This is a genomic window from Paenibacillus donghaensis, from assembly GCF_002192415.1.
In the GTDB taxonomy this organism is placed as follows: Bacteria; Bacillota; Bacilli; order Paenibacillales; family Paenibacillaceae; genus Paenibacillus_AQ; species Paenibacillus_AQ donghaensis.
Genome location: NZ_CP021780.1, coordinates 944041 through 956112, shown reverse-complemented (window position 1 = coordinate 956112; position 12072 = coordinate 944041). Strand labels below are relative to the sequence as shown.

Annotated in this window: 10 protein-coding genes; 2 read left to right on the top strand and 8 right to left on the bottom strand. The window is 52.9% G+C overall.

What is annotated here, in order from left to right:
• Positions 1-160 precede the first annotated feature (160 nt).
• Both B9T62_RS03865 and B9T62_RS03860 read left to right on the top strand, forming a co-directional pair.
• Positions 161-1882 carry a sensor histidine kinase gene (locus B9T62_RS03865; RefSeq protein WP_169834323.1) on the top strand — a complete coding sequence of 574 codons (1722 nt, stop codon included), beginning with the start codon at positions 161-163 and terminating at the stop codon, positions 1880-1882.
• Complete coding sequence (locus tag B9T62_RS03860) at positions 1857-3488, top strand: response regulator (protein ID WP_169834322.1); 1632 nt, start codon at positions 1857-1859, stop codon at positions 3486-3488. The genes B9T62_RS03865 and B9T62_RS03860 overlap by 26 nt, the downstream gene beginning before the upstream one ends.
• Positions 3489-3526: 38 nt before the next feature.
• Here B9T62_RS03860 and B9T62_RS03855 read toward each other — a convergent pair whose 3' ends face one another.
• The 8 genes from B9T62_RS03855 to B9T62_RS41175 form a co-directional block, all read right to left on the bottom strand.
• A complete protein-coding gene (locus B9T62_RS03855; RefSeq protein WP_087914050.1) occupies positions 3527-5230 on the bottom strand; it encodes an extracellular solute-binding protein in 1704 nt (567 codons plus the stop codon).
• A 111-nt stretch (positions 5231-5341) separates the two neighbouring features.
• A complete protein-coding gene (locus tag B9T62_RS03850) occupies positions 5342-6220 on the bottom strand; it encodes a carbohydrate ABC transporter permease (RefSeq protein ID WP_087914049.1) in 879 nt (292 codons plus the stop codon).
• A 16-nt stretch (positions 6221-6236) separates the two neighbouring features.
• Complete coding sequence (locus B9T62_RS03845; protein ID WP_087914048.1) at positions 6237-7202, bottom strand: ABC transporter permease; 966 nt, start codon at positions 7200-7202, stop codon at positions 6237-6239.
• Between the two features lie 803 nt (positions 7203-8005).
• On the bottom strand, positions 8006-8410 hold the full coding sequence (locus B9T62_RS03840) for a carbohydrate binding domain-containing protein (protein WP_087914047.1): 405 nt from the start codon (positions 8408-8410) through the stop codon (positions 8006-8008).
• Positions 8411-8431: 21 nt separating this feature from the next.
• Positions 8432-9625, bottom strand: coding sequence for a glycoside hydrolase family 5 protein (locus B9T62_RS03835; protein ID WP_087914046.1), 1194 nt, complete (start codon positions 9623-9625; stop codon positions 8432-8434).
• A 585-nt stretch (positions 9626-10210) separates the two neighbouring features.
• Positions 10211-11137, bottom strand: coding sequence for a 5'-3' exonuclease (locus tag B9T62_RS03830; RefSeq protein WP_087914045.1), 927 nt, complete (start codon positions 11135-11137; stop codon positions 10211-10213).
• Positions 11138-11190: 53 nt separating this feature from the next.
• Positions 11191-11481 (bottom strand): hypothetical protein, encoded by a 291-nt coding sequence (locus B9T62_RS41180; RefSeq protein WP_281257686.1) that lies wholly within the window; start codon positions 11479-11481, stop codon positions 11191-11193.
• Positions 11387-12058 carry a sugar phosphate isomerase/epimerase family protein gene (locus B9T62_RS41175; protein ID WP_087914043.1) on the bottom strand — a complete coding sequence of 224 codons (672 nt, stop codon included), beginning with the start codon at positions 12056-12058 and terminating at the stop codon, positions 11387-11389. The genes B9T62_RS41180 and B9T62_RS41175 overlap by 95 nt, the downstream gene beginning before the upstream one ends.
• Positions 12059-12072: the final 14 nt, after the last annotated feature.

Here is a 12072-nt window from a genome sequence, read left to right as displayed (position 1 = left end):
TTACCAAAAATCCATTCTACTCAAGATTTTTTTCAGACATAGTAAATGCACGTATTTTGTAGATAACTGTTGCCTAACCTCGACCCCAGCACCTACTATTAGAGTAAGCCGCGTAGTACATAACCCGATTCAATTACCGAGCTGTATGGGAGGAAATACTGTGAGTCAACGTCTGTCGATATTTCAGAAGCTGATGCTGGGCCTTGTGCTCATGTTCCTGATGATTGTTGCCGTATTCTGGCTGGTGTACCGCCTTAACGTAAATGATATTCAGAAGGAGCTGAAGAACAACAAGATCGCCGAGGTGAAGTTCATGACCTCGCAGCTGACCAGCCATTTCGAACAGGTACTCATGAATACGACTACATTGTCTGAGGACCAATCGGTGCGCAGCTACCCCTACATCCTTGTGAACGGCGATCAATACAGCAAATATGAGGCCAAGCTGAATATTATCAATAAGCTGGCTCTAACGAGCGCCAGTACCTCCTGGAATGTGTTAATTACGCTGTATTATACAGACCAGCTTGAGACGGTATCTTCCGATTCGAGCCTGAGCTTCAGCCGGTTCAGTCTGCCCGTGCAGCCGCGGGACAAGTGGATCATCCACTCGGAGGATAACCAGCCGAAATACTATTCCATTCTGTCCAAAAGCTATCTTGGGCCCATCTACCTGGAAACCAGGGTACCGCTCGACAGCCTGCGCAGACTGCTTCAGCAATATACCTCAGGTACACCGCTCCTGTATGACGCCATGAATGATGTGGTCATTCAGAATAGCTCTGATCCACTGTCTGCCGAGGCTACACAGCGGATCATTCCTTTGCTGCAGGGAGATCAGGGATTCCTTACCGTTGACGAGAACGGGACCCAGTATCTGCTGAATTACATGAAGTCCGATATGCTGGACCTCTATTTCGTAGACTACCACCCGATGCTGCAGTTCATAGAGCCGCTGTCGCGGAACAACACCATCTTCGTCTGCTCAATCGTGCTGTTGCTGCTGCTCTCTCTGATCTACACCCTGGTGCTGCGCAGACAGGTACAGAAGCCGGTCATCACGTTGCGGCAGGCTATCGGCCGGTTCGACCGGGGAGATTACTCCAGCCGGGTCAGCGATTTGAACAGCAGTGAATTCCGTATGCTGGGCAATTCGTTCAACCGGATGGCGGAGAATGCGCAGCGGCTGATTGAGCAGGTGCTGGTAGGCGAGCTGGATATCCGGGAAGCCCGGCTGCGGCAATATCAGGCGCAGATCAATCCGCATTTTCTGTATAACTGCCTTAATTTCATTCAGAGCAAGGCCAGCGTGGAGGACTATGAGGCCGTCAGCGCCATGACTCTGCATCTAGGCTCCTATTGCCGCTATGTTCATAATATTGAGCAGCCCGATTCGACTGTAGAGCAGGAATTGGTCATGGTGGAGCACTACCTGTCGATTATGCATATGCGCAAACGCTCCATTACCTTCAGTATCGCAGTTTCCGAGGCCATCCGCCGCTACCCGCTGCCGAAGATGATCCTGCAGCCGCTGGTGGAGAATTGTATCAAGCATGGCATTGAAACCGCTGTAGGCCCGGGCAAAATCAGCATTGAAGGCGAGGAGGACGAGCAGCAGTTCCGCATAGTTATCCGGGACAATGGAGCAGGGATGTCAGAGGAACGGCTTGCTTCCGTCCGCAAGCATATCGATGGCTTGACCGCAACGGAAGGACTGAGCGGAACAGGAACCCGCAATGTGAACCAGCGGCTGCGGCTGTTTTTTGGCAAACGCTCCGGTCTGGCCATTGAATCCACGCTGTCTGAAGGAACCGCATATCTTCTTACTATCCAGAATGAGAAAGAGGAGAACCCCTATGCTGCAGCTATTATTGGTAGATGATGAAGAATATGTGGTGGACGATCTGGAGATTTCTTTTCCCTGGAGCAGCTACGGCATCGAGAAGGTTCATAAGGCATATTCAGGTACAGAGGCACTGCAGATTGTGAACGATCACCCCATCGACATCTTGATTTCAGATATTGCTATGCCCGGCATGAGCGGACTGGAGCTGATCCGCCGCATCCGGGAGCAGAACCGGGTCATGAAGTGTATTCTGCTAACCGGCTACGCCGAGTTCAGCTACGCCCAGGAAGCGATCAAGCAGGAGGTCAGCGACTATCTGATCAAGCCGCTGGACCGCAGCAAGCTGGGCCAATGTCTGGAGATCATGATCCAGGCCATGAAGCAGCAGCTGGAGCAGACCATCTCCCATGAGAATGCCCTGCGGACCTTCCTTGAGCATCTCCCGCTGCTCAAGGACAAGCTGCTGAATGAATTGATACAGGGCAAGGCCTACGCCCCTGCCCTGCTGGCAGGCATGCTGGATAAATACGCTCTGCCGTTCAAGCAGCAGGATGAAATCTTCTTCGTGCTGATCCGGCTGGAAGCGCATTTCACCCGCTATGGACGGGATAGTCTGCTGCTGTTCGAATATGCGGTCACGAACATTGCCTGCGAGCTGTTCGGTGACAGCTTCGCGTCCTGGTATTGCCGCGATTCCTATGATTATCTGGTATTTGCGCTGAAGCCTTCACAGCCTCCAGAGGCTGCCGATGCGCAGACCGGAACGGAGCAGATCCTGGCGAAGCTGACCCATCTCTCCCTTCAGCTGCATCATAATGTGAATGAATATCTGAAAGGAGGTATCTCTGTCATCCTGACTGGCAGCAGCTATTTCAGCCAGGGCATCCCCCTGCTCTATCAGCAGGCCGTGACTGCACTGCGGAAGCAAATCGGCCAGGAACAGGGATACTTCCTCGCACTTCCCAAGCAGCCCGAAGCTGCCGCCGTCCAGTCCTTAAGCATACTCTACGAGCCGCCGACCTTTCTCCACCTGCTGGAGACCGGACAATGGGAGGGCTACAAGGAACGGCTAATGCGGACCCAGCAGTCCTTGGAATCCTTACCGGAGATTACCGAGGAGCATCTGGACGAGCTGACAAGCCTGCTGCTCTCCAGCTTCCACTACATCGCTCATAAGAATAACAGCCTGCTGTCCGAGCTGGTCGGCAGAGAGCTGATCCACAGGCCTGCTTTTCGCTCACTGTCGCAGATTATCGAGTGGGCGGTCCTGCTGGCCGATACGCTGCGCAGCAAGCTGGATCGAGAGAGCAACTGTCAGAAGCAGGAGCTTATTCAGGAGATCCAATCCTTTGTGTCCGGGGACCTGGCAGCCGCTTCGCTTCAGTCTGTAGCCGAGCACGTTTCGCTCCATCCCGTATACGTCTCCAAGCTGTTCAAGCAGCACTCGGGCCATAGCCTGAGTGAATATATTCTCCGTGTCAAAATGGAGCAGGCCGCCTATATGCTGCAGCATTCCCAGGACAAAATCTACGAGATATCAGAGAAGCTGGGGTACTCCAACTCCCAATATTTCATCAGGGTGTTCAAGGAACAGAACCGGATGACTCCGCAGGAATACCGTGTCCTCCACCACGGGGGCTGATCCGCATGCCCGTGGTGGAGGGCTTCTTCTGTTACTTCTTATTTTTTGACCGAATCGTACCACTCATTAACTTCCTTCTCGATGTCATCTCCACCGGAGGATCTATATTTGGCAACGAACGAATCGAATTCATCAATCGGCATTTTATTATAGATGATCTTGTTCAACACTTCTTTCTCCAGCTTGCTGAGCATGTCTCCCTTGGCCAGCTGTGTCTTGGTCGGACTGCCGGTGAACATATTCATCATAATGGCATCCTTCTGGTCGATTACAATCTTGGCTGCTTGCATCTGCTCAGGAATCGCTGTAGTCAGCGTCTCTTCAAAAGGCGTCGAAGGGGCTTCGCCGTTAGCGAGCTTCGCCAAGCCATTGATCCGCAGCGATGGGATAATTGCACCGTCAAAGGTCAGCGTGTAGCGGATTGCATCCACCCAGCCTCCCTCGATTTTGTCGCTCTCCTGCTCGCCGTATTTCTCTCCGTTCGGGCCGAACGCGTAATCGTAGCCTTCTGCGAAGCCGTCGGAGAACGGTCCTTCTCCATCCGGATTAGCCCAGTTGTCGAACAGATAATTCTGATACACGAAGAAGGCATCCTTATTCTTCATGTCCTTGTTGATCAGCACAGCCCCCGAGCTAATCTGCGTACCATGCCGGCCAACCGTGCCGTCAGGTCCTGCGGGAAGCGGGTAAGCCTTGTATTCGGAATCCGGAACATTGCCTTTCAAATCGGGAATCGGCCAGCCTGTCATCCAGTAAGGACCCACAATAATTCCTGACTTGCCTGCCGTAAATGCTTCAGTTGCCTTAGCTTCATCATACAGACCGGATTCTTGGGACATATACCCCTTGGTCATCCAATCCTGCATCTTAGCCAGAGCGGACTTCATCTCCGGTTGAATGGAGCCGTAGACCAACTTGCCTTCTTCTGTCTTGTTCCATTGGTTAGGCATCGTACCGTACATGCCGAAGATCCAGCCTGCATCGGACATCCAGGTATTCAGATTGTTCTTGAAGCCCACCGACAGGGCAATGGTATCCTTCTTACCATTGCCGTCCGGGTCCTGATTCACAAAAGCATCCATCACCGTCTCCAGCTCATCCACTGTGGTAGGCGCCTTCAGATTCAGCTTCTTCAGCCAGTCCTCACGGATATACATCACCGGGTCATTATTGTAGGCGCTTTCCAGAATCGGAATCCCCATTCGTTTGCCGTCACGCATGTACGGGTCCCAGACCGATGGATCTTCTGCCATAGCCGCCTTATAGGTATCGGATGCGTATTTGTCGAACAGCTCACCGGCATCGGTGAACTGACCGCTCTCAATCAGGTCGCTGATCAGGGTTGGATCTCCTCTGAAGGAGATGATATCAGGCATTTCCTGTCCGGAGGACAACATCAGACGCAGTTTGGTCTGGTAAGCGTTGTTCTGCTCACTTACAGTCCATAAGTATTTAATATTAATGCCCAGCGTACCCTTGGCCCATTTGGTATGCACGTTGTTATCAATGTTCTCGCCGTTCTTGAACTTCATATTGCTGCTGATCGGAAATACCGTTGTGATGGTTACCGGTTCAACATATTTACCGTTCTCGAACTTGGCTGAATACATTGAGCCTGAATCCTCCGCTGCCTTCCCTTCATTCGCAGCATTATTATTATTTCCGTCCCCACAGCCTGCCAGCACCCCTGTAAACATGGCTCCGGCCATAAGCGTACTGTACAGCTTCTTTTTGTTCAACATGTACTGATCCCCCGTTTCACACATTTGTAATGGTCCAACCTTCCACATGGCAACAACTGCTTGTCTTTACGGATTCCTTGGCGGCAAGCCCCCTCTCAATGGGATTAAGTCTTATTCCTTAACGGCGCCCAGCACAATGCCTTTCACGAAGAAGCGCTGTAGGAACGGATACACCAGCAGAATAGGCGCCATGCCGATAAAGATCTGCGCAGCCTTGACTGTCCGCTGGGAGATGTTCTCCAGATCCTCCGGACGAACGGCCACCTTGCTGAAATCCTGCTGCACAATAATGGTCTGCAGGAACGTGGCGAGCGGATAATTCTTGTGGTCTGTCATAAAGATCAGTCCGTCGAACCAGGAATTCCAATGCCCTACCATGGAGAATAACGACAAAGTGGCAATCGCAGGCAGGGAGATCGGCAGATAAATACTGAACAAGGTTCGGAGATGTCCTGCCCCGTCAATAAAGGCCGCTTCCTCCAGGTCCTTGGGTACGCCGCGGAAGAAATTGAGCAGCAGAATCATATTCCACACGGACACGGCCCCTGGAATAATCAGCACCCACATGGTGTTCATCATGTGCAGCTTCTGCACCAGAATATAGAACGGAATCAGACCGCCGCTGAACAGCATTGTGAATACGAAGAACCAGGTATAGATATTTCTGCGTCTGAAATGGTATTTCTCCTTGGAGAGCGGGTAAGCGGCCAGGATAACCACGGCCATACTGAGCACGGTACCCAGCCCGGTACGTTGTACCGAGACCCATAGGGAGCGCAGAAAGTTCTCATTCGCCAGTGTTTTGGCATAAGCCTCCAAGGTGAATTGTACCGGCAGCAACCCGACAAGGTTGGCGTTGGCTGCCGATTTCCCGCTGAAGGAAACTGCCAGAATGTGAACCAGCGGAATAATGCAGATAATAGAGAGCAGCGTTAGAAACGTATAGTTGAGTATGGTAAAGGTTTTGTAGCTTTTGGATTTATAATACATCTGTCGCTTCCCCCTTCTAGAAAATTCGGTAATTAGCCAGCTTGTAGGCCAGACGGTAGGCGACTACGATGAATACAAACCCTACCAGGGATTTGAACATTCCCACTGCTGTGGAGAAACCGAACTTCCCGTCAATAATCCCGATCCGGTATAGGAAGGTGTCAATGATATCCCCTTTGTCATAGACCAAGGCATTATAGAGATTGAAGATCTGGTCGAATCCGGCATTCAGGATATTGCCCAGCGAAAGCGTTCCCACAACAATGGTTATTGGAATCAGCGCAGGGATCGTGAGGTACCAGGTCTGCTTCCAGCGGCTGGCCCCGTCCACTTCGGCCGCCTCGTAAAGCGCTGGATTAATTCCGGCTAGGGCTGCCAGGAAGACGATGGTTCCGAATCCGAATTCCTTCCAGACATCACTGGTAACCACGATGAAGCGGAACCAATTCCCGTCACCCAGGAAGAAGATCGGCTCCATGCCAAACACCGCACCCAGGAACTGATTGATCATTCCTTCATTAGAGAGCATGTCCAGCAGTATCCCGCCCAGGATAACCCAGGAGAGGAAATGGGGCAGATAGACCAGCGTCTGTATTGTACGCTTGAAGGAATTGCGTCTGACCTCATTCAGCAGCAAGGCGAACAGAAACGGGGCAATCAGCCCGGCAACCATTTTCATCCCAGCAATAATCAGTGTATTCCAGATGACCTGCACATACTCGGGCGTGCTGAACAGATATTGAAAATGCTCAAACCCGATCCAGTTCGATTCTGAGAACCCCAGCCAAGGCTTGTAATCCTGAAACGCGATCACTAAACCGGCCATCGGTATGTAGGCAAAAATAATAGTGAGGATCACTGCAGGCAGCAGCATGGCATCCAGCACCAGCTCCCTCCGCCGTTTGTCCTTCAGCTCTGCACGGCTCTTTGCGGCTGGAAGTGCAGCCGTTTGTGTGTCTGTAACCCTATCCAGTTTCGGCATCCTAACGCTCCCTTTCTATTGTCCAGAGCAGCTGCGGCATCGCTCAGCCGCCACTCCCTGTCCTCTTGCCCCAATTATATAGTCCCCCCCTTCGCGGTAACATGATAAATAGGAAACATAGATAACAAATTGTTAAGGTGAGGAACTGCTGGATAGCGGGGGGGGGGGGGGGGGCAGACTGCAGCGGGGAGCTGATTGACTGGGCGGGGGGCGGACTGCAGGGGGGCGTGCTAACTGACTGCGGCGGGGGCGGATTGACCTGCGGGCGTGTTCAACTGCAAATCCACATCTAATTTCTCTGAAAGACTCTAGTATCGCTACCTACCGATACAGCGCTAATACTCGATAGAGGCAGCATTCAGAACTCCCTACAGATCTTCACTCAACCATCGCTACTGCAGAATATTCCTGCAAAAATACAGTTTTTTTCGTGCAAAGTTGGCCTTAGGGACGGAAACCTGCAAAAGTGCAGGAATTTACGCCCAATATATGTTTTACAGACCCGACCATCGAAAAACCTGCACTTTTACAGGAATAAGACCTCCTGGAGAGTAAAAAGAGGAAATTCCTGTATTTATGCAGGAATTTCCTTATTGCCCTGGGCCCCATTCTTACTGTTCTCAAGCTACTATGGCTCAGGAAGATACACATATCGGCAAAAATAGGGATAAACTACCATTAAATCTTTTAAAAGAGTCGATTATACCTACTTATAGGGAAAATTTACCGCAAAACCTACCATCCGGGTTTATTTAGAAGTGGATCTGCTGGAATTAAGGGTTATTCCTATATAATCCTTAGATCTATCTATAGGCGTCGAATAGCGGTAAGATGCCGCCCTGCACACTCATCATCGTCAGCTTAATGTCTGCCGCGGATGCACCGGCATCCAGCTTGACCCAGGCTCGTACGGCATAGCTGCTGTTCGCAGCAAGCGTGCTGGCGAACCCATAGTTCGGTCCCTCCCAATCCTGGGTGCGGCCGGATATGTACAGGCTGTGGGAGCCGCTGCGATAGACGCTGCCGGATACAGTCACGACTTCACTTCCTTTGGCCGTCCAGCCTTGGGCAGTACCGTCTTCGAAATTTGACACCAGAATTCGCTCTGTCGTCACCTCACCTGCACCTGCTGCCATTGGAGCCGGAAGAACACTCCCTGTGATAACTACAACCGCCAGCAAAGCTATGAACCATTGTCTGATCCTCATCGTTATTATCCTTCGTAACCTCTATTCTCCACCCGGTAAAAGCGCCTCAACCAATTCCTCTCTCCATAGCCCTGCCGTGCGATCATACAGCCCAAACGATGCCCCGAATTCCCAATAGGACCATGACATGTCAAGACGCTCCGCTTCCGACCGTACCGCCTTCGTCCAGGCAATGCGCGAAACGGTATCTGCTGTGCTGTATACCCCGAATTCTCCCAGGAAGAGCGGCCTGTCATGGTCTTTGCCCCACTGCGCCGCCCGTTCCAGATCACGAATCAAGGCCGCCATTCCGGCCGGGTTGTCCGCAGCGGGTTTCGTATTATAATCGTTGAAGAAGCCGCTAACCCAATCGACCTCCTGTGCCGCGGTTACCGGAGCTACCGGCTCGGCAGGCGGACCAGGCCAGGTAAGGCCGGTCGTTCCATACTCGGCTGTCATCCATTCCGCGCCTTGATGCGTGACCAGAATCGGGCTGTAGTAATGGAAGGTCGCTATAATGTTGCGGTCATCCTCCGGCAGCTCCAGCTTATACAGGCCGTCGATGCTGTTCCACTCGCCTCCGCCGACGATCAGGGTCCGCCCGGGATCATTGCTACGGATCACTGCAATGGCTTCGATCAGATATTCGTTCCACAGCACCGGGGTAATTGCCGTGTTCGGCTCATTGAGCACCTCATAATACACCTGCTTCGGCTGATCGCTGTATCTGTGGGACACCTGATCCCAAATCGCCAGCAGGCGGTCCTTATTGCCTGCCGGGTCGCTTAGCATCTCATCGAAATGATGCAGGTCGACGATGACCTTCAGTCCCTCCTCCAGACTCTGCTCCACCACCCAATCGACCCGCTCCATAAAAGCCTCATCGATGGTGTAGGGGGCTTCTGCCTGCGTTTTGTTCGAGTAGCGGATCGGTACACGCACGCTCTGGAAGCCTTTTTCACGAATTAGCCCGAAATATTCCTCCTGGATCACCATATCCCATTCTCCTTCGAATGGAGCATCCAGCGCATTGCCCAGATTCACGCCCCGCCCCAGTGCCCGGGCCTGTTCATACACATCCTCTTTCGCCTCTGCCTCCATGTTTTCCCCGCCTTTGTCATTGATTTTATTCCCGCTGCCGCTATCATTTCCTGTGCCGGAACAGCCCGGAAGCACCAGACCCAGCAGAATAGCTAGGAATGCCGTCTGCAGCAGTTTCATTCTGAAGAATTTCAATCCGTCCGCCTCCCCATTCTATTTAAGCGCTTCCACATTTCTTCTCTCTTCCGCCTCTCCCCCCATGAACAGCTATCAGGTTACCTTGCATTATAGTCTGTCACTACGTGTTAACAAATGATAAATTCATTCTGCGATAACAAAATTTTAACTAGTGCAAGCGAACGGGCAAGTAGAAACGGCTGCGCCGTCCTCTCCACAGCCTATGCATTAAAAACAGGAATAGCTCAAAAAAACATCCCTGAGGCTAAGGAAGCCTGCTTACGGGATGTCTTCATATGGATTGCTTTATCGACTCAGCTACGGCTGTACAATTCCTGCAATCATACAGTTTTTTCGTGCAAAAGCGGTCTAAGAGAAGCTAAACCTGCAAAAGTGCAGGAATATATCGTCTCCTAAGCTGTTTTGCTGGCCCGATCGCCGGAAAACCTGCACTTTTACAGGAATTAAGCCTGTAAGAGGAAGAAGAGAGGGAATTCCTGTACTTTTGCAGGAATTTGTCTCCGGCTCTGCCTACCGCCCCTTCGTCCACAGGCAGGGCTTCTGGACACTGGGGAACAGGGAAAGAACTTGGGAGACACACTACTAGCCCAAATCGCCCAGCTCGATCTGCACGATGCCCAGCTCTTCCTCCGCTTCGGCAATCAGATGCATCAGGCTGCCGAACTCCAGCTCGTGGAATTTGCGGGCGGCGTTCTCCCGCTGCAGCTGCCACAGGCTGTCCGCCAAGGTGCAGACGACTGGCACATCACAACGAATCTCCGCCAGCTCACGGGACAAATGCAGCATGTCGAGATCGGCCTCGATTTTGGCACGGACACCCTTAGGCAGCAGATGCAGGTTCGCGATAACGCCGTCTATGGTGCCATGATCAGCCAGCAGCTTCAGCGCCGTCTTCTCGCCGATTCCGCGCACGCCTGGATAGTTGTCGCTGGTATCGCCCATGAACCCTTTGAGGTCGATCACCTGCGGCGCAGTCAGTCCCTTCTCCTCCAGCAGCACGGCCGGATCGTATACCTTGTAGTTGGAGCGGCCTTTTTTCATAATAACGACCTTAACCCGCTCATTCACCAGCTGCAGCATATCATGATCTCCGGTCAGGATGTATACCTCGGACTCCTCGCTGAAGCAGGACGCCAATGTACCGATGCAATCGTCTGCCTCATACCCCACAAGCCCGATATTAGGCACCCCAAGCTCTGATACAACTTCTTTGACCAGTTCAAATTGCGGGACCAGCTCCAGGGGAGCTTCGATCCGGTTTGATTTATACCCGCTGTATTTCTCTGTACGAAACGTTCCTTTGCCCATATCCCAGCAGCAGACGACATGAGACGGTTCATACGTACTGACCGCATCGAAAAAATATTGCAAAAATCCATAAACCGCATTCGTCGGTAATCCGGCCTTCGTCTTGCGGATATATCCTCCATAGGAAGTCGCATAGAAGGCCCGGAACAGCAGCGCCATTCCGTCTACAAGCATTACCCGGCCTTTGGTTTCTGTGCTCATTATGTGTAACACCTGCTTTAATTGATATTGGAACATACATTCCTCTATCAAGTCTACCCTATTCCCGGGACAGGTTCAATGCCATAGACGGCCTGGTATTGCTGGCGCAAATGGTGAAGTTTGGCTGCGGACGGCAGCAGATCCCCAGGATGCCGCAGCTCCAGCACCCAGGCACCGCAGAAGCCGCCTGCCGCCAGCCAGGCGACCATCGACTCCAGCGGCACCTTGCCTTGGCCCAGTCCCAGGTGCTCATCCTGTTCTCCGGCATTGTCGCTGAGATGCAGCGCGACCAGGCGGGACATGGCCTGCTGCATCATAAGCAGGCAGCGGTCCTTGCCTGCCATCAGAGCATGGCCGCTGTCGAACACCAGGCCTACGCGGGCGGAAGCCACCCGCGTAGGCCAGCTCCAGCAGCTCCGTGACCTCCGTCCCCAGCAGGCCGGGGTACGGAGGGACATTCTCCAGCGCGATAACCGTCTCGGAGCCTGCGGTCTCCGCCAATATCCGCTGGAGGAACAGCACAACCCGCGCCTGGGCCGCTTCCCGCAGCCCGGCGGTGGCCTCGCCTTCCGTGTCCAGCTCCCCGGCATGCAGCACCACATAGCTGCAGCCCAGCGCTTCCGCAACGCACAGCGTGTCCAGCAGCAGTGCTTCCGCCGCAGCCCGCTGCTGCTCATCCGCCGTTGCCGGATTGCAGCCGGTGATCGGCGAATGGATGCTCCAGCGGATACCCTGGGCCTGGCCCATGCGGGCCAGCGAAGCCAGCTGGACTTCCGTCCAGTCCAGCAGCTCGCCATGCCTGCCCTCGCACATAATCTCAATATGCTTCCAGCCCGCAGCGGCCAGTAATTCAATAGCCTCCACCAGCGGACGGTTGATGTAGACATAGGTAGATACCGCGCAGCTCTGTAATGACGTCATCCGAACTCCTCCTT

Excerpts from the sequence above, each read along its gene's own strand:
- B9T62_RS03860 (WP_169834322.1), top strand. The coding sequence starts at position 1,857 with ATGCTGCAGCTATTATTGGTAGATGATGAAGAATATGTGGTGGACGAT.
- B9T62_RS03855 (WP_087914050.1), bottom strand. The coding sequence starts at position 5,230 with ATGTTGAACAAAAAGAAGCTGTACAGTACGCTTATGGCCGGAGCCATG.
- B9T62_RS03850 (WP_087914049.1), bottom strand. The coding sequence starts at position 6,220 with ATGTATTATAAATCCAAAAGCTACAAAACCTTTACCATACTCAACTAT.
- B9T62_RS03845 (WP_087914048.1), bottom strand. The coding sequence starts at position 7,202 with ATGCCGAAACTGGATAGGGTTACAGACACACAAACGGCTGCACTTCCA.
- B9T62_RS03840 (WP_087914047.1), bottom strand. The coding sequence starts at position 8,410 with ATGAGGATCAGACAATGGTTCATAGCTTTGCTGGCGGTTGTAGTTATC.
- B9T62_RS03830 (WP_087914045.1), bottom strand. The coding sequence starts at position 11,137 with ATGAGCACAGAAACCAAAGGCCGGGTAATGCTTGTAGACGGAATGGCG.
- B9T62_RS41180 (WP_281257686.1), bottom strand. The coding sequence starts at position 11,481 with ATGGCAGGCAAGGACCGCTGCCTGCTTATGATGCAGCAGGCCATGTCC.
- B9T62_RS41175 (WP_087914043.1), bottom strand. The coding sequence starts at position 12,058 with ATGACGTCATTACAGAGCTGCGCGGTATCTACCTATGTCTACATCAAC.